The organism is Dyella jejuensis (assembly GCF_044904675.1).
Lineage (GTDB): Bacteria > Pseudomonadota > Gammaproteobacteria > Xanthomonadales > Rhodanobacteraceae > Dyella_B > Dyella_B jejuensis.
In genome coordinates this window covers 216,606-236,756 of the sequence record NZ_JADIKJ010000001.1, presented here as the reverse complement: position 1 = coordinate 236,756, position 20,151 = coordinate 216,606, and the positions used below count along the sequence as shown (strand labels likewise).

Genomic DNA, 20,151 nt, shown 5'->3' with positions numbered 1-20,151 from the left:
GGCTAGCAGCCAGGCGACGATACGCACGAACGGTCCATCGGTGGAAGCGGTCATCGATACGCACACCGGCACGGAGTGCGGAATCCGACTTGCAAGCCGCAACGGATTATTCACGGATGCCGTACAGGCTTGTAATTTGGAGATTGTACGAGCAAGCAGCGCTTGTCGGCGCCGTCCATGCCGCGTAGAATATGATCTATTGTATTAACGCACTAGTACATTATGAAGCGCCGATCGATCGATCCCGAGACCCCGGACGAGTCCGCCAAGCAAAGCCTTTGCCGCGCGCTGCTGTCACTGAAAAATGCGCAGGAGATGGACGCATTCCTCAATGACCTGTGCACGCCGGCCGAGCTGGAAGTGCTGATAGATCGCTGGCGCGTGGTGCCTTATTTGCTGGACGGCGTGTCGTACCGCGAAATCCACGAACGCACTGCGGTCAGCATCACCACCATCGGCCGCGTGGCGCGTTACCTCAACCAGGGCAATGGCGGTTACCTGGCCGCCGCAGCGCGCGCCTCGCGCAGCCGTGCGGTCACGAAAAGGACCAAGGCATGAAACCGCGGGATCGCTTGCGCATCGCCATGCAGAAATCCGGACGACTTACCGAACCGGCGCTGGATCTGCTCAATCGCTGCGGCCTTACGTTCCGCCAGAGTCGCGACAAACTATTCTGCTTCGGCGAAGGCGAGCCGGTCGACCTGTTGCTGGTCCGCGATGACGACATCCCTGGGCTGATCGCGCAAGGCGTGTGCGATCTGGGCATCGTTGGCCGGAATGTCCTGCATGAATTCCAGGGCACGGCGGGTGAAGGTGCGACCGCGTTGACGGAATGGCGTCCGCTGGGTTTTGGCCGTTGCCGCTTGTCCATCGCGGTGCCGCAGGAGCGGGATTACCGCGAGCCCGCGGATTTGGCCAGCCAGCGCATTGCCACTTCTTATCCAGGGCTATTGAACGCATGGCTGCGCGAAAAACAAGTGGCGGCCACGGTCATCACCTTGGCCGGTTCAGTGGAAATTGCCCCCAGGCTGGGTACCGCCGATGCCATTTGCGACCTGGTGCAAAGCGGCGGCACCTTGGTGGCGAACCAATTGCGCGAAGCCGATGTGCTGCTGCAGAGCGAAGCCGTGCTGGCTGGCCCCCAAACCCTGCCGGCAGACGAGCGCGGCGACATGATCGAGTTGTTGCTCAAGCGCTTGGACGGCGTGATCCAGGTACGCGAATCGCGCTTGCTGCTGCTGCAGACTTCGCGCACGTCGCTGGATGCGGTCACCCGTCTGTTGCCAGGCGGCCCGCAGCCGACGCTCTTGCCGGTGGCCGGACAACCCGACCAGTTGATGTTGCAAGCGCTATGCGCCGGCGAGGTGAGCTGGCGTCAACTGGAAGAGATCAAGAAAGCCGGCGCCCGCGAAATGTTCGTGTTGCCCGTTGAAAAAATGCTCGCCTGAGAACACCGCATGAAATGGATCGACTGGAATACCCTGGACGAAATGGAACGCACGGCGGCACTGGCCCGGCCGGTGCAGGCGCGCGCCGATCAACTGCGGCATGGCGTGGAACGGATCATCGACGCGGTGCGCGCCAAGGGTGACGCGGCCCTGCGCGAACTCTCCGCACGCTACGATCGCTGCGCACTGGATGCCATCGAAGTCGGTGAAGACGAATTCGCGGCGGCGGACGCCAGGCTGGCGCCGGAACTGAAAATCGCCATCCAGGAAGCGGCTGCGCGCATCGACGCATTTCACCGCGTGGCGGCGCCACAGCCGGCAGGCGTGAATACGGCGGTTGGCGTGCGGGTGGAGCGCGTGCTGCGTCCGATCAACCGGGTCGGCCTCTACGTGCCTGCGGGTAGCGCGCCGTTGCCATCCACCGCCTTGATGCTTGGAGTGCCGGCACGCATTGCCGGATGCCGGGAGGTCGTGTTGTGTTCGCCAGCGCGCGCGGATGGAAACTGCGACGAGGCGGTGCTCTACGCTGCCCGCGCCGTGGGTGTCCACCGCGTGTTCAAGCTCGGTGGCGCGCAGGCCATTGCCGCCATGGCCTACGGCACCGGGAGCGTGCCGCGTTGCGACAAGTTGTTCGGTCCAGGCAATACCTGGGTGACCGAAGCCAAGCTGCAAGTATCGTCGGATCCGGAGGGTGCCGCGATCGACATGCCAGCCGGCCCGTCCGAGGTATTAGTCATTGCCGATGCCCAAGCCAATCCCATCTTCGTCGCGGCCGATCTGCTTTCGCAGGCGGAGCACGGGCCGGATTCGCAAGTGATCCTGGTAAGCCCTTCCGGCACGCTGCTCGATAGCGTCGCCGCCGAGGTAGAGCGCCAGTGCGCGGCGTTGCCGCGTGGCGCCATTGCCGAACAGGCGCTGGCGCAAAGCCGCCTGATCCAGGTCGACTCGCTGGCGCAGGCGATGGCGGTGAGCAACCGCTATGCGCCGGAACACCTGATTCTCCAGGTGGCTGCGGCGCGCGACCTGCTGGCGGATGTGGAAAGCGCGGGCTCGGTTTTCGTGGGCGCATGGACGCCCGAATCAGTAGGCGACTATTGCAGCGGCAGCAATCATGTATTGCCGACCTACGGCTATGCGCGCAGTTATAGCGGTGTATCGGTTGCCAGCTACCAAAAGCAGATCACCGTGCAGGAGCTGGATCCCAATGGCTTGCGCGCGATCGGTCCATGCGCGGCTACGCTGGCCGCTGCCGAACAACTGGAGGCACATCGGCGTGCGGTGACGTTGCGGCTCGCGGCCCTGGGGATGAACGTATGAGCGTGCTCGACCTGGCGCGGCCCGAAATCCGCACCTTGCAGCCGTATTCCTCCGCGCGCATGGAGGCCGGCGGCGGGCAGATCATGCTCAATGCCAACGAATCGGCGTGGGAACCGGCCGGCGCGTTTGGCTTCGGCTGCAATCGCTATCCCGATCCGCAGCCGCAGCCGTTGTTGCAGGCATTGGCGACGCTTTACGGCGTGCGCCGCGAACAGTTGTTCGTCGGGCGCGGTAGCGATGAGGCGATCGATCTGCTGGTGCGTGCATTCTGCCGTGCGGGACAGGATGCGATCCTGGTCCAGCCGCCAACGTTCGGCATGTATGCGGTCAGCGCGCGCATCCAGCACGCTGCCGTGATCGAAGTGCCACTGACGCAGGATTTCCAGCTCGACGTGGCAGCATTGCTGGCCGCACTCACGCCAGCGGTCAAGCTGGTGTTTCTATGCTCGCCAAATAATCCGAGTGGCAGCTCGATTCCACGCCAGGATATCGAACGTGTCGCGCAGGCCTTGGCAGGCAAGGCGGTCTTGGTGGTGGATGAAGCCTATGTGGAATTTTCCGATCAGCGCAGTGTTGCCGATCTGCTCGATCGCTACGAGCACCTGGCGGTTTTGCGGACTTTATCCAAGGCCTGGGCACTTGCTGGTGCGCGCATTGGCAGCTTGCTGGCCAATGCCGAGATCATCGCGTTGATTCGCCGCATCATGCCGCCCTATCCGTTGCCATTGCCATGCGTGGCGGCGGCGCTGGCGGCGCTGTCGTCCAGCGGCCAGGTGCTGGCGCGGGACCATATCGCGATCGTGCGTGAGCAGCGCGCGGTGATGAGCGAGGCGCTCATGAAAGTGCCGGGAGTGCGCGGCGTACTGCCATCGGATGCCAATTTCCTTGCCGTGCGCTTCGACGATGCGGGCGAGGTCTACCGCCGTTGGCTGCAGGCAGGCATCGTCGTGCGCGATATCCGCCGTTACCCCGGGTTGCAGGATGCGCTGCGCATCACACTCGGCACACCAGAGGAAAATGCACGCCTGCTCGCCGTGCTCAACGAGGGCAGGGCATGAGCCGCAAGCTTCTTTTCGTGGATCGCGACGGTTGCCTTATCGATGAGCCCGCCGACGAACAGATCGACAGCTACGAAAAGTTGTCGCTATTGCCGGGAGTGATCGCCGCCTTGCAACGCATCGTCTCGGCCGGTTACGAATTGGTCATGGTCACTAACCAGGACGGCCTGGGCACCGAACGTTTTCCGCAGCACCATTTCGATGGCCCGCATGCGCTGCTGATGCGCATCCTTGCTTCGCAGGGTGTGTGTTTTGGCGAGGTATTGATCGATCGCAGTTTTCCCCATGATGGCCTGGACACGCGCAAGCCGGGCGTCGGCATGATGCGCCATTATCTTGCCGATGACAGTTGGACGCGCGCCGATTCGGCCATGGTGGGGGATCGCGAGACCGACCTGCAATTCGCGGCGAACATGGGCGTGCGCGGTTTTCGTGTCGGCCCGCTCGGCATCAGCTGGGAAGAGGTGGCCCATCAGCTGCTCGATCGTCCGCGCACGGCCGAGGTGGTGCGGAATACCAGGGAAACCCGCATCAAGGTACGGGTGGACCTGGATCGGCAAGCCGATCCGGTGACACGCACCGGCCTGGGCTTTTTCGACCACATGCTGGAGCAGATCGGCAAGCACGGCGGCTTTGCCTTGTGCATCGAATGCGACGGCGACACCCATGTCGATGAGCATCACACCATCGAAGATTGTGCGCTCGCGCTGGGCCAGGCGCTGCGCCAGGCATTGGGCGACAAGCGTGGCATCGCCCGCTACGGCTTTACCCTGCCGATGGATGAAGCGCAGGCCAGCGCGGCGCTGGATCTGTCAGGGCGTCCATACTTCGTGTTCGAAGGACAGTTTCCGCGCGAGCGGGTCGGGGACATGCCGACCGAACTGTTGCCGCATTTCTTCCGTTCGCTGTGCGATTCGCTGGGCGCGAATCTGCATCTGTCGGTGCAAGGCGACAACGCACATCACATGGTCGAAGCCTGTTTCAAGGTCACCGCACGGGCCTTGCGCCAGGCGTTGCGTCGCGAAGGCGACGAATTGCCCAGCACCAAGGGAGCACTGTGATGAGGGTGGTCCTGGTCGATGCCGGCGGCACCAATATCGGCTCCGTGCGTTACGCCTTGCAGCGGCTTGGTGCCGACGCCGAACTCACCGCCGACGCCGAAAGCATCCGCAGCGCCGACAAGGTCATCCTGCCCGGCGTGGGGGCGGCGGGTCCCGGCATGGCGCGCTTGCGCGAACTGGCGTTGACCGAGGTGATTCGCTCGCTCACCCAGCCCGTACTGGGCGTATGCCTGGGCATGCAACTGCTATGCGAGCATTCGGCGGAGGGCGATACTGACTGCCTTGGCGTGGTCCCGGCAAGCGTCCGCCGTTTCGACGAGACGCCGGAGCGGTGCGTTCCGCACATGGGCTGGAACCGTTTGTCGCCGGTAGCGGAACACCCCCTGCTCAGACATCTGCAAGCGGGTGATTGGACTTATTTCGTGCACAGCTACGCGGTGCCGGTCGGTTCCTACACCCTTGCCAGCAGTGACTACGGCGGCGCCTTTTCCGCGGTCATCGCGCATGGCAATTTCCATGGCATGCAATTTCATCCGGAGCGTTCCGCGCGCGTCGGTGCCCGGCTGCTGGAGAATTTTCTCGAACTATGAACGTTGAAGTGATCCCCGCTATCGATTTGCGTGCCGGGCAAGTAGTCCGGCTGCGGCAGGGCGACTATGCGCAGGAAACCCGTTATGCCGATGATCCGCGCGCGCTTGCCGCGCGTTATGCCGATGCCGGTGCGCGCTGGTTGCACGTGGTGGACCTGGATGGGGCGCGTGCCGGCGACCTGGCCAACCTGTCGGTGATCGAGGCGCTGGCCAAGACCGGCATGCAGGTGCAGGCCGGTGGCGGAGTACGCAGGGAAAACGATGTCCACCGGCTGTTCGAGGCCGGCGTCGCGCGTGTGGTAGTGGGGAGCGCGGCCATTCGCAATCCCGAACGTGTGGCCGATTGGCTGCGTGAGCATGGCGCCGAGCGTTTCACCATTGCGCTGGATACGCGCCGGCGTGGCGAAAGCTGGAGCTTGCCGAGCGCCGGCTGGACCGAAGATGAGGCGCGCACGCTGGACGAACTCGCGCCCTGGTACGCCGCGTGCGGCGCGCGCCATCTGCTATGCACGGATATCGAGCGCGACGGCATGCTGGCCGGATTCAATCTCGATCTGTACCGTCATCTCGCGCAAACTGTGCCGCAATTGGCGGTGCAGGCGTCCGGCGGCGTGCGTTCGCTGGACGATATCCGCGCGGCACGCGCAGCCGGTGCGCGCGGCGTTATCCTCGGGCGCGCGTTGCTCGAAGGACGCTTTACGCTGGAGGACGCGCTGGCATGCTGAGCCGCCGTATCATTCCCTGCCTGGATGTACGCGAAGGCAAGGTCGTCAAGGGTGTGCGTTTTCGCGATCATGTCGTAATGGGCGAAATTGTCGAGCTGGCCTTGCGCTATCGCGACGAAGGCGCCGATGAGCTGGTCTTCTACGACATCACCGCGAGCCCAGAGGGACGCAGCGTGGACCGCGGCTGGGTGGAGCGCGTGGCGCGCGCGATCGATATCCCGTTTTGCGTGGCTGGCGGCATTCGCTCGGTCGGCGAAGCGCGCGAGGTGCTGCATGCGGGAGCGGACAAGGTGTCGGTGAACTCGCCGGCACTGGAACGCCCGGAACTGATCGATGAACTCGCGGCGGCTTTCGGCGTGCAGTGCGTGGTGGTCGGCATCGATTCGATGCGCGACGGCGACGGTGAATGGCGTGTCCGCCAATATACCGGCGATCCTGCCAAGACCCGCTCGCTGTCGCGGCGCACGCTGGACTGGATACTTGAGGTGCAGCGTCGTGGCGCCGGTGAGATCGTATTGAACTGCATGGACAGCGACGGCGTGCGCAGGGGCTACGATCTGCTGCAGCTTGCTGCCGCGCGTGCAGTTTGCCATGTACCGCTGATCGCTTCCGGCGGCGCTGGCCAAGTGCATCATTTCAGCGAAGCCTTCACCCAGGTCCGGGTCGACGGCGCGCTGGCCGCCAGCGTCTTTCATAGCGGCGCCATTGCCATACCCGATCTAAAACGCCACCTTGAACAGCAAGGTATAGTGGTTCGACTGCAAGAGGCATGCGGCCATGAATGACAAGAATCGCGAGTTCAACCCGCTCGATCTGAACCACATCGACTGGACTAAATCGGACGGGCTCGTGCCTGCCATCGTCCAGCATTGGCTGACCGGCGAAGTATTGATGCTCGGCTACATGAATGCCGAAGCGCTCGCCCTGACGCGACGCAGCAGCCGGGTGACTTTCTACAGCCGCAGCAAGCAGCGCCTGTGGACCAAGGGTGAAAATTCCGGGCATACGCTGCACGTGAAATCGATCCGTGCCGACTGCGATGCCGACACCTTGCTGGTGCTGGCCGATCCGCATGGCCCGACCTGTCATCTGGGAACCACCAGCTGTTTCGGCGATGCGGTGCAACCGCCGCTGGGCTTTCTGGCGAAATTGGATGCCCTGGTGGAAAACCGCAAGACGCAGTTGCCGGAAGGCAGCTACACCACGCGGTTGTTCCATGAGGGCACGCGGCGAATTGCGCAGAAAGTTGGCGAGGAAGGCGTGGAGACGGCGCTCGCGGCGGTGGCGCAGGGTGACGACGAACTATTGGGCGAAGCGGCGGACTTGGTTTTTCATCTTACCGTGCTGCTGCGCGCGCGCGGATTCGGGCTTGCCGATGTGGCGCGCGTGCTGGTTGAGCGGCATGGGTAATCGGTCGCCTGCAAGGCTCAGGCAATTTCCGCCTTGATGCGTGGTGTCGCAAGCGTGGCTTCTCTCCCCCCGCCGTTTCCCGAAGGGGGAAGGAACAGGAACGAGGCGCGCTATCGCACGGCAGTGGATGCACTGCTTGAGGAAGACGGAGGAGGCGGCGCGAAGGGCACGGCAGGGCCCGGAGTTACCTCCTTGCGCCACGCAGCCAGCTGTTGCGCAATGCCTGCGCCGACATCCATCTGTGGTTCCGATGGCGTGAGCTTGCCCTGTTTTTCCCAGTCGGCAATATCGTTCCGTGCGAACTGGAAGGCGTCGACGAAATTATCGGTTTTGTTCAATCCGTCGACCAGCCACGCCTTGCCGAAATAGGTGATGTTGGAATCGCTGCCGCAGCCGAACGAGCTGCGATCGGCGCGCGCCGCCGTGAGCACGAGTGTGCCGGGGCCGCGCAGATCCGGCACAAAGCCGCCGGAATAACACGCATTGACCACCACGACTTTCCATTTGAAGGGGCGCTTCTTGAGGATGCCAGCCAGATCAGGGGCGCCGATCTGGTCCAGCGGCAGCGGGTCCATGTCGACGAGCAGGTTGTGGTCCTCATCGCCGTGCGAGGTCATGTAGAGCAGCAGGATGTCCTGGTCCGGCTTCATGACGCCGGCCAGCTGGTCCAGCGCGGTTTCCAGGTTGCTCCAGTCCGCCAGCGGATGCGACTGCAAGGTAGTGGGATTGTTCTCCAGCACCAAGGCGTGCGTAGTGGCGCCGAAGCGGCGAGTAAATAACTGGGAGGCATACTCGGCTTCGTTGCGGAATACGTCTTCGCCACCGTCGCCGGCAAAGGTGACCACATAGAGATTGGCCTTGTCAGGAACGCGCGGGCTCAGTGCCGACAAAGCCTGCCGCACCATCTGCGGTTGCGCATAAATGACCTGCTCGGGCGAGGGTCCCTGGCTTGGCCAGTTGTCATCGTTATCGCTGTCGTCGTTATCACTGCTGGAACTGGCCGGCGCCGGCGCGGAACTGCTGTTGGCCGCGGTCGCGGCGGGTTCGTTGCGGATCAGCTGGCGGCCGGTGACCAGCAGCATCAACAGCACGCCCGCGGCAAAGGCGAGCAGGGCGGTCAATAAGGTGCGCATGGTTCGGTTCGCTCAGAGCCGGATCGCGTCGAAATCGGCGTAGGCCGGATGCCGGGACTCGGTCGGGATGTCCAGTGGGGGGCGCATAAGCCAACCCGTGCGCAGGCCGGCGGCACCGGCGGCGTCCAATTCTTCGGCAATGTCGGACAGGAACAACACGTGTTCGGGGCGTTCGCCGATGGCTTCAGCGATACGCTGGTAGGAAGCCGTCTCCCGCTTGGGGCCGGTCTCGGTATCGAAATAGCCGGCGAACAGGGGCGAAAGATCGCCAGCCTCGCTGTAGCGAAAGAATAGTTGCTGCGCCGGTACGGAACCGGAGGAATAGACATACAGGCGCAGTCCTTCGCCGCGCCATCCATGCAGGCGGGCGGCGACTTCCGGATACATATGGGCGCGGAACTCGCCGGCTTCGTAACCGTCCTTCCATATCATGCCCTGCAGCGCCTTCAATGCCGTGGATTTGCGGTCTTCATCGATCCAGCGCAGAAGCAGTTCGATGATTTCCTGGCGGCTTGCTTCGATCAAGCCGGCTTCCTTCGCCGCTTCGTGCAGCCAGTGCTGTACGTCGGCGTGATCGGCGTGGGTCTCTACATGGGCCGGCAAGCGCTCGCGCGCGTAGGGAAACAGCACATCCTTGACGAAGCTGATCGAGCTGGTGGTGCCTTCGATGTCGGTAACGATGGCGCGAATGGCGGTCATGGGAGGCCGGAGCAAGGTTGGGTTCCCAAGCTTAACTCGCTGCGGGTCGTGCGCAAGCGAATGCGTTCCCGAATTAGATTTCAAGCGCGGAGAAAACGTGAAGACAAGAACAAAAATGGAAGGCAGGCCGCGGCTTGCATCCTCGCCAGCAACCAGGCCTAGGTAGTTGCCAGCGGATCCATCCTGGGGAACTGTGCGGCGATATCGGAGCCGGTGAAATTCGCGACCCAGCCGTCCTTGTTGGTGAACAGGCGAATCGCGATGAAATAGGGCGATTCGCTCATGTCGAACCAGTGCGGGGTACCATCGGGCACGCCGATCAGGTCACCCTGCTCGCACAGCACGTCGTACACCTTGCCTTGGATGTGCAAGGTGAATTGGCCCGCGCCGGCGACGAAGAAGCGCACTTCATCCTCGCTATGGGTGTGTTCGCTGAGGAATTTCTGACGCAGCATTGCGCGATCCGGATGATCTGGCGTCAGGCTGATCACGTCCACGGATTGATAGCCTTCTTCACGCATCAGTCGATCGATATCGTGACGATAGGCGGCGATCACCTGTTCCTGGCTGGCGCCTGGCGCAACCGGCTGGCTGGCCTCCCATTGCTCGAATCGCACGCCGACCTTGGCCAGTTCACGGGCGATTCCGGCGTGCTCAACGTGCACCGAGGGAGGGTTCTGCGGTTGTTGTGCATCGAAAATACGCAGGCGGCTCATGCGTTCAACCTCTTCAAGTCGAGTTCGCAGCCGAGCAGGAACTCCAGCGCCTCGAGGTGGCGCCGCGCTTCGGCCATGTCATGTCCCCACGTATAGATGCCGTGGCCGTTGATCAAGTAGGCGTGCAAGGGTTTGCCGGCATCGATCCAGGCGTCGACCCTCGCCACCAACTCCGGCATGTGCTGCGTATTGGGAAAAACGGGGATATCGAGCACGCTTTCATGGGTGGCATGGCCACGGATCGCTTTTTGCAGTTCCCACCCTTCCAGCCGGATGACGCCATGCTTGGCGAACAGGCGCGATGCCACGCTTTGCGTGCGCGAGTGGGTATGCAGTACCGCGTTCACCTCGGGCCAGCGGCGGTATGCCTGGGTATGCAGTTCGGTCTCCGCGCTGGGGCGCGCGTCGGTCCCAACGGCTTTGCCATCCATGTCCACCAGCATGATGTCGTTGCGGCCGAGCTTGCCCTTGTCCCGGCCGGAGACCGTGATGGCGGCATGAGCGGCGTCCACGCGCATGGAGAAATTGCTGCTTGTGGCGGGGGTCCAGCCTCGTTGCGCAAGGTCGCGCGCGGCATCGGCGATCGCATCGGCGCGCTCGTGGAACAGCTTAGCGGGAATGGTGGCGGGCAGAACTTGGCTCATGGCAAATGGACGTCCAAACGAGGTGCGACTATAGCATGGGCCAGGCGACCCGAAATGCGAGTTATTCGCGAAGGCGCTCCGGCATATCCGCTCGGGTTAGGATGCCTCGGAGGCCGCGTTCCTGCGGCGCGCAAACCGTGATGAGGATGGATATGCCAGGGTACGAAGATATCGAATCGCGTCGTCGCTTCCTCAAGCTGGCCGCCGGCACTGCCGCGGCGGCGATGGTGGTGGGTGGATTGCCGCGCATCGCGCGCGCCGACGATCTGCCGCATGTTTCCGAATCCGATCCTACCGCCAAGGCGCTGGGCTATGTCGACGACGCCACCACGACCAAGGATCCCAAGCATAAACCCGGCGATGCATGCGCCAACTGCCAGTTCTATTCCGGCGCCGCGACGGGCTACGGTCCTTGCCAGCTGTTCCCCGGCAAGTCGGTGAGTGCGAAAGGCTGGTGTATCTCGCACACGCCAAAGAAAGCCTGACGCGCCGTTTCATGCTTGTCGAGGCCGGCGCATGCCGGCCTTTTTCATGGCGCGCAAAAAAAACGCCTGCGCGAGGCAGGCGTTCGATGAAAAACGAAAGGGGTAATGCTGAAAGTGCTACCCGGACGCGCCAAGCTGAGGAGCTGACTCGCTTGACGCGCCGGGTCGCGATCCGGGGCCCACTGCCAAGTGATCAACCCACGGGCTGATGATGATACTCCGGTTGGTCGAAGTAGGGCGGGCCGGGATTCGAAATTTATATGGCGTAGGATTTTTTCCTTTTTTAATCAAGCAATTACGATGTAAACCAAAAGTGATACATCTGCTTTATTAAAACAAGGTTATACGCATGTTCGATACTGTTCGGCGATCTTGGACGAAGATCACATCCGTTTGCGGACATTCAAGGCTTGTTCGGTTGATTGGCAAGCCGTAGATGACTGTGACGTACTCCATAGGTGAAATAAATCGCAAAGCCCACCAGGGTCCAGGCGGCCATCAGCGCCCAATTGAACCAATCCATGGTGGCCAGTAGCGCCAAGCAGCTGAGCACGCCGGCGATACAGACGAAATGAGCCCATGGCACGCGAAAGGTGCGTGGCAGCTCGGGCGACGTGTGGCGAAGGATCAACACACCTGCGCACACCGCGACGAATGCGATCAGCGTGCCCATCGAGGTGAGGTTCGCCAGCAGGTCGAGTGGAAACACGGCCGCGAGCGCCGCGATGCCGACGCCGGTGATGACGGTATTGAGGTGTGGCGTGCGGTGGCGCGGGTGGATGCGGTTGAATACCTTCGGCAACAAGCCGTCACGCGCCATGATCATGAAGATGCGCGGTTGCGCGATGATCATCACCAGGATCACGGAAGACAAGCCGATCATCGCGCCGATCTCCACGATCAGTCGCAGCCAGCCGAGTTCAGGATGCGCCCGGATCGCCGTTACCACCGGTTCGTCCGTGCCTAGCTGGGTGTAAGGAATAAGGCCGGTGAGCACGGCGGCCATCGCCAGGTACAGCACTGTGCAGATCACCAGCGACACCAGCGTGCCGAACGGCAGATCGCGCTGCGGGTTTTTGCATTCTTGCGCCGCGGTGGAGGTCGCCTCGAAACCGATGTAGGCAAAGAACACCATGGCCGCGCCACGCAGGATGCCGTCCCAGCCGTATTTATCGTTGCCTTGCGGTGCGGGAATGAAAGGGTGCCAGTTCGCCGGGTTCACATAGCGGTAACCCGCGACCACCACCACGATGATCAGGCCCACTTTCAGCAGCACCATGAACAAATTGAGGCCGGCCGATTCGCGGATGCCCACGTAGCACAGCCACGTCAGCGCCAGCACGATCAACACGGCGGGCAGGTTGATCAGGTGTCCCGTCGCGACCAGCGCGCCATTGGTATAAGCAAGTGGCGCGTCGGTAAGCGAAACCGGCAAATCGATGCCGATATGGTCGAGCAGGCTGGTGAAATACCCAGTCCAGCTTGCTGCCACGGCGGAGGCCGAGATGCCGTACTCCAGCACCATGTTCCAGCCGATGAACCAGGCGACAAGTTCGCCTAGCGTGGCGTAGGCGTAGGAATACGAGCTGCCGGAAATCGGAATCAGCGTGGCGAATTCCGCGTAGCAAAGCGCGGTGAAGCCGCTGCAGATCGCCGCGAGAATGAAGGAGATCAGTACCGCCGGGCCGGCATGATCCGCGGCCGCCTGGCCGGTCACCACAAAGATGCCGGTGCCGATCACCGCGCCGATGCCTAGCGCGGTGATACCCCACGGCCCTAGCGTGCGCCGCAGGCTGGGGCCGTGGGAGCTATCGGCGTCTTCCGAGAAATCGGTTTTGCGGGCGAACAACTGCTTGAGCATAGGGCTCCCTGACATGAAGCCGGCACGGTTATTCACCGTGCCGGGCGGGATTCAATCGGTGATGCGAAGCGGCCTCAGGCGGGTTCTGTGCCGTTGGCCAGATGGCTTTTGCGATAACCATACAGCGCGTACACCACCAGGCCGATGATGGCCCAGCCGAAGAACAGTGCCAAGGTATGCACGCCGAGGTTCACGAACAAAAGCAGGCAGCCAAGGATGGCCAGCGGGCAAATCACCCATACGGCAGGCGTGCGGAACGGTCGATGGCGATCCGGCTGGCGTACCCGCAGCACCATCACGCCGAGCGACACCATCATGAACGCGAACAGGGTGCCGGAATTGGTGATGTCGGCCAGCACGCCTACAGGGAATAGTGCCGCGAAAAGGGATACGGCAATGCCGGTGATGATGGTCAGGATGTGCGGCGTGTGGAAGGTGGGATGCAGCCTGGACAGCCTGCCCGGGAGCAGGCCATCGCGCGACATGGTGAAGAAGATGCGGGTCTGGCCATACATCATCACCAGGATCACCGAGGGCAATGCCAGCACTGCGGCCAGGCCGACCAGATTGCCGATCTTTTCAAAGCCAAGCGTGCGCAATACATGCGCCAGCGGTTCCTTGCTGCATACCAGCGCTGCGGAGTGCTTGCATGCGGCTGCCATTTCCGGCGTTCCTGGCTGGAAGGCGATGCCACCCGGTCCCATCATCGGTTGCGAGCCGACCGAGCCGACCGCGCCGTAGCCAACCAGCAGATAGAAGACAGTGCACACCGCCAGCGAACCGATCAGGCCGATCGGTATGTTGCGGTTGGGATTCTTGGTTTCCTCCGCGGCAGTCGACACGGCATCGAAACCCACATACGCGAAGAAGATGGATGCGGCTGCGCCGAGCACGCCGATGCCGCCCAGCGGACTGCCCCAGCCGTTAGGCAGGAACGGCTGGAAGTTCGAGCTCTTCACCGCCGGGATGGCGAGGATGACGAATACAGACAGCGCGACGATCTTGATCGCTACGAGTACGGCGTTGACCTTGGCGGATTTCGAAGTCCCGATGACCAGCAAAAGCATGACGACGAGCGAGATCAGGAAGGCCAGCAGGTTGAACGTGCCGCCATCCCAAGGACCCGTGCGCAGGAATTCAGGAAGCGCGAGCGCGCCGGGCGAGACCAGGCCGAACAGGTCGCTATGCATCAGCAGGCCATTCATATAGCCGGACCAACCGACCGCCACCGTGCCGGAGGCAATGGCATATTCGAGCACCAGCGCCCACCCGACGATCCAGGCGACGCCTTCGCCGAGCACGCCATAGGTATAGGTATAGGCCGAACCGGCGACCGGCACCATGGATGCCAGTTCGGCGTATGACAACGCAGCGAGCGCGCAAACGACGGCGGCGATCACGAAGGCGACCATCATGCCGGGGCCGGCCTTCTGGCCTGCTTCGGCAGTCAATACGAAAATGCCGGTACCGATAATCGCGCCAACGCCCATCAGGGTGAGTTGCAGCGCGCCGAGTTGCCGTTTGAGGCTTTTTTTCTCGGCCGTCGCAATGATCTGGTCGATGGGTTTTACGCGTTTGAATAGCATTGAGTGCTCCCCGTAAAGAACAGATGCCCCGCTCATCGAGAGCGCGACGAAATGAGCGCGACGAGCCGAGGTATCGGCGAACCATAGCCCAGCGGAGGGCGACGGTACAAGCTGCATTGCGGTTAGGCTGGCCGGATCCGTGAATGGATCCGGCACCTTTTCATTCGAAGCCGGATGGCACTTGCATCGAATGGTTTTTTCGTCGCGGTGCGTCTTAGAAAACCATGTTGAAAGCAGCCATTGGCGTGATGAACGCATCGTTGTTGCGTCCGGCAAAACTGAATTGCACGCCACCGATCAGGCCGAAGCGGTCGTTGAAGTTGTATTCCACTGCAGGCGCGAGACTATAGACGTCATGCGAAGCGTCGCGTCGCGCGAACGGCATGGCTGCATTGCCGTGGCCCTGCAGACCCTTGAGTTGCGATGCCGAGGCACGGTTGTAGGCAAGATCCATCGCCAGTACCCATTGCGGATTGATGCTGTATTCGACCGAGGTGGAAATGCCGAGCGCGTTGCCCAGTCGAACGCCGCCGCGGAAATCCTGCGGCGTGCCGTAGGCGCTCAAGCCTTTTACCTCGACGCGGCTCGGCGGCAGGCTATAGGAAGCGACGGCACGGAAGCGCAACGGGCGACCATTGGGCAGCCAGACATATTGCTGCAGCATCAGCGAGAACGTATCGACGTTCGCGCCGTTGCCGGTGGCGTTGAGCGGGTTTTCGTCGAGCTGGTCGTAGGCGCCGGTTGGGAAACGATGCGAATAATTCAGCGATACCGCCGGCTTCTTGCCGTCTTCCCCTGGCGATAAAAGCAGGTACTGCGCGCCGATCGTCGTATCGGTCGAGCCCCAGCCATCGGTGTGCGAGCCGCCGGACATGGCGTGCGCCGCGCCGAAACTGGCCTGCAACTGGAAGCGGTCGGTTATGCCGTAGAACACCGGCACCAGCGTCTGCCACTGGCGCACGCCGGTGGCTTTGGCATGGCGATCGCCCTGCTCGTTATAGGCATCGTCGCTCTTGTAGTACATCAGATAGGGCTCGACCACGAGCGTGCCCTGGGGAACGGTCATCGGATTGGGCGTGAGCAGCGGTCCGGTAAAATTGGCGATGGTGTCCGTTGCCGCGACCTGAGTGCACCACAATAGAGGAGCAAGCAGGCAGGCGAGGGCACCGAGTTTTCGGTTTGAGCGTGTCATGGGCGCGCCTTGTCGTGATGGGGAGAGGCGTCGGCCCGGATAACGCAAGCCGACGTGCACGACTCAAGCTAATGATTGCCCTGAAGCTGATCTATCGTAAAAATCTCAAAAGCCTTGCGGCTGTCATCATGCGCTTTGGACTTTTTCAGTGATCTAAACGATCTATGGAGAATTAGCGCTATCGAATAGCCGGTGTACGATTTTTTCGCCACGCTGCGTGTTTGCAAATCTTGCGTTACATAAAAGGAGTTGCTTGTGGACCTGCATACATCATTACACCACTATGCGCAGCGCCATCCCGGTGATAGTCATGCGCAGGCCTGCCTCGGCTTTCTTGCCGAGGCCGCGCGGCCATTCGATCGCGAGCATGAAGCCGGACATTTCACTGGATCCGCGTGGCTCGTCAGTAAAGATGGGGAACGGGTGTTGCTTACCCACCACCGCAAGTTGAACCGCTGGCTTCAGTTGGGCGGCCATGCGGATGGCGATAGCGATCTGGCGGCGGTCGCGCTACGTGAAGCGCACGAAGAGTCGGGGCTGGCCGGGCTGATGGTCGAACCTGGCATCTTCGATGTGGACCGGCACTGGATTCCGGAACGTGGCAACGAGCCGGGACATTGGCACTACGATGTGCGTTATGTCGTTCGCGCAGGCCAGGACGAGGCGTTCGTGGTGGGCGATGAATCGCTGGACTTGGCCTGGGTGCCGGTCCGCGACCTGGCCGACGCCAGCGCTACCGATGATTCGCTGCGCCGCATGGCGCGCAAATGGCTGGCGCGCACTCAGCCGTAGCGGGCCGGCGCGGGATTGAGGTGGCCACAGGCGGCGCAGGTGCGTTTCTCGCGCGAGGCATAGAAGCGGTCGAACACCGGCGGGAAATCGGCTTCGATGCTTTGCAGAGTGAAATATTCTTCGTATAGCTTGTGGTTGCACTTCTCGCAGAACCACAGCAGGCCGTCTTGTTCGTGGGCGAGCCGGCGCCGCTCGATGACCAGGCCAATCGAATCGGGCATGCGCTGCGGCGAATGCGGCACGCGCGGCGGCAGGTAGAAGATTTCGCCGGCACGGATCGGAATGTCGCGAGCGGCCCCGTCATCTTGCACCTTCAGCACCATCTCGCCTTCGATCTGGTAGAAGAACTCCGGGCCTTCGTCGTGATGATAGTCGGTGCGTGCATTCGGGCCGCCGACGATCATGATGATGAAGTCGCCATCGACGATGCACTTGTTGCCGACGGGCGGCTTGAGCAGGTGACGGTGTTCGTCGATCCAGCGCTGGAGATCGAAGGGCGGCAGCAAGGACATGCGGCAGATCCGATGGAGGCAGGCCGTCACCATAGCGCCGATGCCGCGTTACAGGGAAGACGCGGCGCTGGAGATCTCGCCGACCGGCAGGAATTGCAGGAATTGGCCGCCGAAGAAACTTTGCCCGTAATCGATGACCGAGCGTCGGTATTTTTCCGCGGTGAATTCCGCCACCAGGTCCGTGCGTCCGATCATGGATCCGAACAGGCGCTCGAAGCTGAGATTCTGCACGTCGCCCGCCATGGCGTTAGAGAGCAGCAAGGGTTGTCCGTTGGCAGCTTTGCGCTGCGCCAGCAGCCATGCCGCGATTTCCAGGTTGCGCGCGGCGTTATAGACCCGCTGGGCATCGAGTCCGTCGAGCAGGTAGAGATTACGCTTGCCGCCATGGGCGGTCAGCAACATGTCGCCGAGGCCATAGATAAGCGTGCCGACGCGGTCGCCCTTGAAAGCGGCGTCAAAGGCCAGTTGCACGGCTTTGGTATCGCGCTCTTGCAGGCCAGGCAACGGCAGGTGGTTGTCGACCGCATGGCGCACGTGTGCTTCGGCGGCCTCGCGGCTTGCGGCTCCCTTTTTCCATTCGGATGGATTGCGTTGGTAGAGCTTGTCCATGAGCAAATACAGCGCATTGAGGTTGTCGCGTATTTCCAGGTTCGCCATTCGATTGGAATCGGACTGGATTAACTGGCCTTTGGTGAGACCAGCCTCGGGCACGATGTGTCCGTTGACCGGGGGCGTGGGTTTGCAGCCTGCAGCGGCCACCATTGCCAGCAACAGGAATGGCCATCCATATGCCTTCATACTGAACGCTCTGTTCCTACGCAAAAAAAGCGCCGCTCGGAGCGGCGCGTGTATCGCGAATAGTATGTCAGCAGTGGCGTTCGGCCTTGGCTCCAATCGATGAAGGCGAAAGCTGCTAAACGACTCAGACTTCAAGCGTGGCGAGGTCGCCTTTTTCCTCCAGCCAACTCTTGCGATCGCTGGCGCGCTTCTTGGCAAGCAGCATGTCCATCAGCTTGTTGGTGCCGTCGTTGTCTTCCACCGTTAATTGCACCAGGCGGCGCGTATCCGGATAGATGGTGGATTCGCGCAGCTGCGAGGGGTTCATCTCGCCAAGGCCCTTGAAGCGGGTGACGCTCACCTGGCCTTTGATTTTTTCGCGTTCGATGCGCTGGAGCATGGCCGCCTTTTCATTTTCGTCCAGGCAATAGAACACCTGTTTACCGACGTCGACACGGAACAGCGGCGGCATCGCTACGAATACGTGGCCCTCGCGCACCAATGCCGGGAAGTGGCGCAGGAAGAGCGCGCTGAGCAAGGTGGCGATATGCAGTCCATCGGAATCGGCGTCGGCCAGGATGACTACCTTGCCGTAGCGCAGGCCGCTCAGGTCGTCCTTGCCGGGATCGCAGCCGATTGCCACGGCGAGGTTGTGCACCTCTTCCGAAGCCAGCACCGACGTGGATTCCACTTCCCAGGTGTTGAGGATTTTGCCGCGCAGCGGAAGGATCGCCTGGAAGTCCTTGTCGCGCGCCTGCTTGGCGCTGCCGCCGGCCGAATCGCCTTCGACCAGGAACAGCTCGGTACGGGTGAGGTCGGTAGCGGCGCAATCGGCCAGCTTGCCGGGCAGGGCGGGGCCCTGGGTGATCTTCTTGCGCACCACCTGCTTGGCGGCTTTCAGTCGTGCGCTGGCCCGCTCGATCGCCAATTGCGCGATGCGTTCGCCCAGGTCCACATGTTGATTGAGCCACAGGCTGAAAGCGTCATGCGCCACGCCTTCCACCAGCGCGGCCGCGTTGCGCGAAGAGAGACGTTCCTTGGTCTGGCCGGCGAATTGCGGATCCTGCAGTTTGGCCGAGAGCACGAAGGCCAGCCGTTCCCAAACATCTTCTGGTGCCAGCTTCACGCCACGTGGCAACAGGTTGCGGATATCGCAGAACTCGCGCACGGCATTGGTCAGCCCAGTACGCAGGCCGTTGACGTGCGTGCCGCCCTGCACGGTGGGAATCAGGTTGACGTAGCTTTCCTGTACCAGTTCGCCCTCCGGCAGCCAGGTCAGGGCGACGTCCAGCCCTTCGGTGTCGCGTGCGACGTGATGCACGAACAAGTCGGCCGGCAGGCATTCGGCGCCGTCGAGTTCGCCACGCAGATAATCGCGCAGGCCGTCTTCGTAATACCACTCGCTGACCTCGCCGCTGGCCTCGTCGGTGAGCTTGACGCTAAGCCCCGCGCACAGCACGGCCTTGGCGCGCAGCAGGTGCTTCAGCTTGGAGAGCGATATCTTGGGCGAGTCGAAGTACTTCGGGTCGGCCCAGAAACGCACGGTAGTGCCGGTTTTTTTCTTCGGTACCGAACCGATGGTCTCCAGCGGGCTGGCGCGGTCGCCGTGTTCGAACGCCATGCGGTATTCGTTGCCATCGCGACGGATGGTCACTTCCACCCTGGTCGACAATGCATTCACGACCGACACGCCTACGCCGTGCAGGCCGCCGGAAAAGTTGTAGTTCTTGCCGGAGAACTTGCCGCCCGCGTGCAGCCGGGTAAGGATCAGCTCCACGCCCGGGATGCCTTCTTCCGGATGGATATCCACCGGCATGCCGCGGCCATCGTCGGTGACTTCCACCGAGCCGTCGGTATGCACGATCACCTCGATCGACTTGGCATGGCCGGCCAGCGCTTCATCGACGGAGTTGTCGACCACTTCCTGCGCCAGATGGTTCGGGCGCGTGGTGTCGGTGTACATGCCCGGCCGGCGCTTGACCGGGTCAAGGCCAGAGAGGACTTCGATATCGGCGGCGTTATAGCGACTGCTCATGGGTGGGCGGATGCCAGGGATTGGGGTGGATTAAGCGCGGGAGGATGGTTTGTGGCGGAGTGCTTGGTCAAGGGTTGCCGGATAGTGCGGTAACAGCAGGCCATCCATGC

The 20,151-nt window shown here is 62.2% G+C and carries 21 protein-coding genes; 11 read left to right on the top strand and 10 right to left on the bottom strand.

Annotated features, from left to right (window positions below; translation table 11 throughout):
• Positions 1 to 222 precede the first annotated feature (222 nt).
• The 9 genes from ISP15_RS00960 to hisIE are packed head-to-tail and all read left to right on the top strand — an operon-like array spanning position 223 to position 7,609.
• Complete coding sequence (locus ISP15_RS00960; protein ID WP_404544059.1) at positions 223 to 558, top strand: YerC/YecD family TrpR-related protein; 336 nt, start codon at positions 223 to 225, stop codon at positions 556 to 558.
• Positions 555 to 1,448, top strand: coding sequence for an ATP phosphoribosyltransferase (hisG, locus tag ISP15_RS00955; RefSeq protein WP_404544057.1), 894 nt, complete (start codon positions 555 to 557; stop codon positions 1,446 to 1,448). The genes ISP15_RS00960 and hisG overlap by 4 nt, the downstream gene beginning before the upstream one ends.
• A 9-nt stretch (positions 1,449 to 1,457) precedes the next feature.
• Complete coding sequence (hisD, locus tag ISP15_RS00950; protein WP_404544055.1) at positions 1,458 to 2,765, top strand: histidinol dehydrogenase; 1,308 nt, start codon at positions 1,458 to 1,460, stop codon at positions 2,763 to 2,765.
• Positions 2,762 to 3,823: a histidinol-phosphate transaminase gene (hisC, locus tag ISP15_RS00945; protein WP_404544052.1), complete on the top strand. Its 1,062-nt coding sequence runs from the start codon at positions 2,762 to 2,764 to the stop codon at positions 3,821 to 3,823. Before hisD ends, hisC begins: the two co-directional genes overlap by 4 nt.
• Positions 3,820 to 4,884, top strand: a complete 1,065-nt coding sequence (gene hisB / locus ISP15_RS00940; RefSeq protein WP_404544049.1) for a bifunctional histidinol-phosphatase/imidazoleglycerol-phosphate dehydratase HisB — start codon at positions 3,820 to 3,822, stop codon at positions 4,882 to 4,884. The genes hisC and hisB overlap by 4 nt, the downstream gene beginning before the upstream one ends.
• A complete protein-coding gene (gene hisH / locus ISP15_RS00935) occupies positions 4,884 to 5,474 on the top strand; it encodes an imidazole glycerol phosphate synthase subunit HisH (RefSeq protein ID WP_404544047.1) in 591 nt (196 codons plus the stop codon). The genes hisB and hisH overlap by 1 nt, the downstream gene beginning before the upstream one ends.
• Positions 5,471 to 6,199: a 1-(5-phosphoribosyl)-5-[(5-phosphoribosylamino)methylideneamino]imidazole-4-carboxamide isomerase gene (gene hisA, locus ISP15_RS00930; protein ID WP_404544045.1), complete on the top strand. Its 729-nt coding sequence runs from the start codon at positions 5,471 to 5,473 to the stop codon at positions 6,197 to 6,199. The genes hisH and hisA overlap by 4 nt, the downstream gene beginning before the upstream one ends.
• Entirely contained in the window at positions 6,193 to 6,984 is a 792-nt protein-coding gene (gene hisF, locus ISP15_RS00925; RefSeq protein ID WP_404544043.1) for an imidazole glycerol phosphate synthase subunit HisF, read from the top strand. The genes hisA and hisF overlap by 7 nt, the downstream gene beginning before the upstream one ends.
• Positions 6,977 to 7,609 carry a bifunctional phosphoribosyl-AMP cyclohydrolase/phosphoribosyl-ATP diphosphatase HisIE gene (gene hisIE / locus ISP15_RS00920; RefSeq protein ID WP_404544041.1) on the top strand — a complete coding sequence of 211 codons (633 nt, stop codon included), beginning with the start codon at positions 6,977 to 6,979 and terminating at the stop codon, positions 7,607 to 7,609. The genes hisF and hisIE overlap by 8 nt, the downstream gene beginning before the upstream one ends.
• Before the next feature lie 110 nt (positions 7,610 to 7,719).
• Here hisIE and ISP15_RS00915 read toward each other — a convergent pair whose 3' ends face one another.
• From ISP15_RS00915 to ISP15_RS00900, 4 genes are all read right to left on the bottom strand, one after another.
• Complete coding sequence (locus ISP15_RS00915) at positions 7,720 to 8,742, bottom strand: C13 family peptidase (protein ID WP_404544039.1); 1,023 nt, start codon at positions 8,740 to 8,742, stop codon at positions 7,720 to 7,722.
• Positions 8,743 to 8,754: 12 nt separating this feature from the next.
• Positions 8,755 to 9,441 carry an acireductone synthase gene (gene mtnC, locus ISP15_RS00910; protein WP_404544036.1) on the bottom strand — a complete coding sequence of 229 codons (687 nt, stop codon included), beginning with the start codon at positions 9,439 to 9,441 and terminating at the stop codon, positions 8,755 to 8,757.
• Positions 9,442 to 9,599: 158 nt separating this feature from the next.
• Entirely contained in the window at positions 9,600 to 10,157 is a 558-nt protein-coding gene (locus tag ISP15_RS00905; protein WP_404544033.1) for a 1,2-dihydroxy-3-keto-5-methylthiopentene dioxygenase, read from the bottom strand.
• Entirely contained in the window at positions 10,154 to 10,801 is a 648-nt protein-coding gene (locus ISP15_RS00900; RefSeq protein ID WP_404544030.1) for a methylthioribulose 1-phosphate dehydratase, read from the bottom strand. The genes ISP15_RS00905 and ISP15_RS00900 overlap by 4 nt, the downstream gene beginning before the upstream one ends.
• Before the next feature lie 152 nt (positions 10,802 to 10,953).
• Here ISP15_RS00900 and ISP15_RS00895 point away from each other — a divergent pair, with 152 nt between their 5' ends.
• Positions 10,954 to 11,286 carry a high-potential iron-sulfur protein gene (locus ISP15_RS00895; RefSeq protein ID WP_404544028.1) on the top strand — a complete coding sequence of 111 codons (333 nt, stop codon included), beginning with the start codon at positions 10,954 to 10,956 and terminating at the stop codon, positions 11,284 to 11,286.
• 403 nt (positions 11,287 to 11,689) lie between these two features.
• Here the strand turns inward: ISP15_RS00895 and ISP15_RS00890 are convergent, their stop codons facing one another.
• The 3 genes from ISP15_RS00890 to ISP15_RS00880 all read right to left on the bottom strand — a co-directional run bounded on the left by ISP15_RS00890 (position 11,690) and on the right by ISP15_RS00880 (position 15,925).
• Positions 11,690 to 13,147: an amino acid permease gene (locus ISP15_RS00890; protein ID WP_404544025.1), complete on the bottom strand. Its 1,458-nt coding sequence runs from the start codon at positions 13,145 to 13,147 to the stop codon at positions 11,690 to 11,692.
• A gap of 74 nt (positions 13,148 to 13,221) precedes the next feature.
• Positions 13,222 to 14,733 (bottom strand): amino acid permease, encoded by a 1,512-nt coding sequence (locus ISP15_RS00885; RefSeq protein WP_404544023.1) that lies wholly within the window; start codon positions 14,731 to 14,733, stop codon positions 13,222 to 13,224.
• 214 nt (positions 14,734 to 14,947) lie between these two features.
• A complete protein-coding gene (locus ISP15_RS00880; protein ID WP_404544021.1) occupies positions 14,948 to 15,925 on the bottom strand; it encodes a transporter in 978 nt (325 codons plus the stop codon).
• A 255-nt stretch (positions 15,926 to 16,180) separates the two neighbouring features.
• Here ISP15_RS00880 and ISP15_RS00875 point away from each other — a divergent pair, with 255 nt between their 5' ends.
• The gene (locus ISP15_RS00875; protein WP_404544018.1) at positions 16,181 to 16,717 is read left to right on the top strand and encodes an NUDIX hydrolase; all 537 of its coding nucleotides are present in this window, start codon (positions 16,181 to 16,183) and stop codon (positions 16,715 to 16,717) included.
• On the opposite strand, the gene ISP15_RS00870 is transcribed toward ISP15_RS00875, so the two are convergent.
• The 3 genes from ISP15_RS00870 to parE all read right to left on the bottom strand — a co-directional run bounded on the left by ISP15_RS00870 (position 16,708) and on the right by parE (position 20,041).
• The gene (locus ISP15_RS00870) at positions 16,708 to 17,229 is read right to left on the bottom strand and encodes a 3-hydroxyanthranilate 3,4-dioxygenase (RefSeq protein WP_404544016.1); all 522 of its coding nucleotides are present in this window, start codon (positions 17,227 to 17,229) and stop codon (positions 16,708 to 16,710) included. The two genes, ISP15_RS00875 and ISP15_RS00870, sit on opposite strands and share 10 nt — an antisense overlap.
• A gap of 48 nt (positions 17,230 to 17,277) precedes the next feature.
• Positions 17,278 to 18,027 (bottom strand): hypothetical protein, encoded by a 750-nt coding sequence (locus ISP15_RS00865; RefSeq protein WP_404544015.1) that lies wholly within the window; start codon positions 18,025 to 18,027, stop codon positions 17,278 to 17,280.
• A gap of 124 nt (positions 18,028 to 18,151) precedes the next feature.
• Positions 18,152 to 20,041, bottom strand: coding sequence for a DNA topoisomerase IV subunit B (gene parE, locus ISP15_RS00860; RefSeq protein ID WP_404544011.1), 1,890 nt, complete (start codon positions 20,039 to 20,041; stop codon positions 18,152 to 18,154).
• Positions 20,042 to 20,151: the final 110 nt, after the last annotated feature.

Coding starts and splice junctions, on each gene's coding strand:
- hisF (WP_404544043.1), top strand. CDS start 6,193: ATGCTGAGCCGCCGTATCATTCCCTGCCTGGATGTACGCGAAGGCAAG.
- hisB (WP_404544049.1), top strand. CDS start 3,820: ATGAGCCGCAAGCTTCTTTTCGTGGATCGCGACGGTTGCCTTATCGAT.
- parE (WP_404544011.1), bottom strand. CDS start 20,041: ATGAGCAGTCGCTATAACGCCGCCGATATCGAAGTCCTCTCTGGCCTT.
- ISP15_RS00960 (WP_404544059.1), top strand. CDS start 223: ATGAAGCGCCGATCGATCGATCCCGAGACCCCGGACGAGTCCGCCAAG.
- hisD (WP_404544055.1), top strand. CDS start 1,458: ATGAAATGGATCGACTGGAATACCCTGGACGAAATGGAACGCACGGCG.
- ISP15_RS00870 (WP_404544016.1), bottom strand. CDS start 17,229: ATGTCCTTGCTGCCGCCCTTCGATCTCCAGCGCTGGATCGACGAACAC.
- hisIE (WP_404544041.1), top strand. CDS start 6,977: ATGAATGACAAGAATCGCGAGTTCAACCCGCTCGATCTGAACCACATC.
- hisC (WP_404544052.1), top strand. CDS start 2,762: ATGAGCGTGCTCGACCTGGCGCGGCCCGAAATCCGCACCTTGCAGCCG.
- ISP15_RS00900 (WP_404544030.1), bottom strand. CDS start 10,801: ATGAGCCAAGTTCTGCCCGCCACCATTCCCGCTAAGCTGTTCCACGAG.
- mtnC (WP_404544036.1), bottom strand. CDS start 9,441: ATGACCGCCATTCGCGCCATCGTTACCGACATCGAAGGCACCACCAGC.
- ISP15_RS00915 (WP_404544039.1), bottom strand. CDS start 8,742: ATGCGCACCTTATTGACCGCCCTGCTCGCCTTTGCCGCGGGCGTGCTG.
- ISP15_RS00865 (WP_404544015.1), bottom strand. CDS start 18,027: ATGAAGGCATATGGATGGCCATTCCTGTTGCTGGCAATGGTGGCCGCT.
- hisA (WP_404544045.1), top strand. CDS start 5,471: ATGAACGTTGAAGTGATCCCCGCTATCGATTTGCGTGCCGGGCAAGTA.
- hisH (WP_404544047.1), top strand. CDS start 4,884: ATGAGGGTGGTCCTGGTCGATGCCGGCGGCACCAATATCGGCTCCGTG.
- ISP15_RS00905 (WP_404544033.1), bottom strand. CDS start 10,157: ATGAGCCGCCTGCGTATTTTCGATGCACAACAACCGCAGAACCCTCCC.
- ISP15_RS00885 (WP_404544023.1), bottom strand. CDS start 14,733: ATGCTATTCAAACGCGTAAAACCCATCGACCAGATCATTGCGACGGCC.
- hisG (WP_404544057.1), top strand. CDS start 555: ATGAAACCGCGGGATCGCTTGCGCATCGCCATGCAGAAATCCGGACGA.
- ISP15_RS00880 (WP_404544021.1), bottom strand. CDS start 15,925: ATGACACGCTCAAACCGAAAACTCGGTGCCCTCGCCTGCCTGCTTGCT.
- ISP15_RS00895 (WP_404544028.1), top strand. CDS start 10,954: ATGCCAGGGTACGAAGATATCGAATCGCGTCGTCGCTTCCTCAAGCTG.
- ISP15_RS00890 (WP_404544025.1), bottom strand. CDS start 13,147: ATGCTCAAGCAGTTGTTCGCCCGCAAAACCGATTTCTCGGAAGACGCC.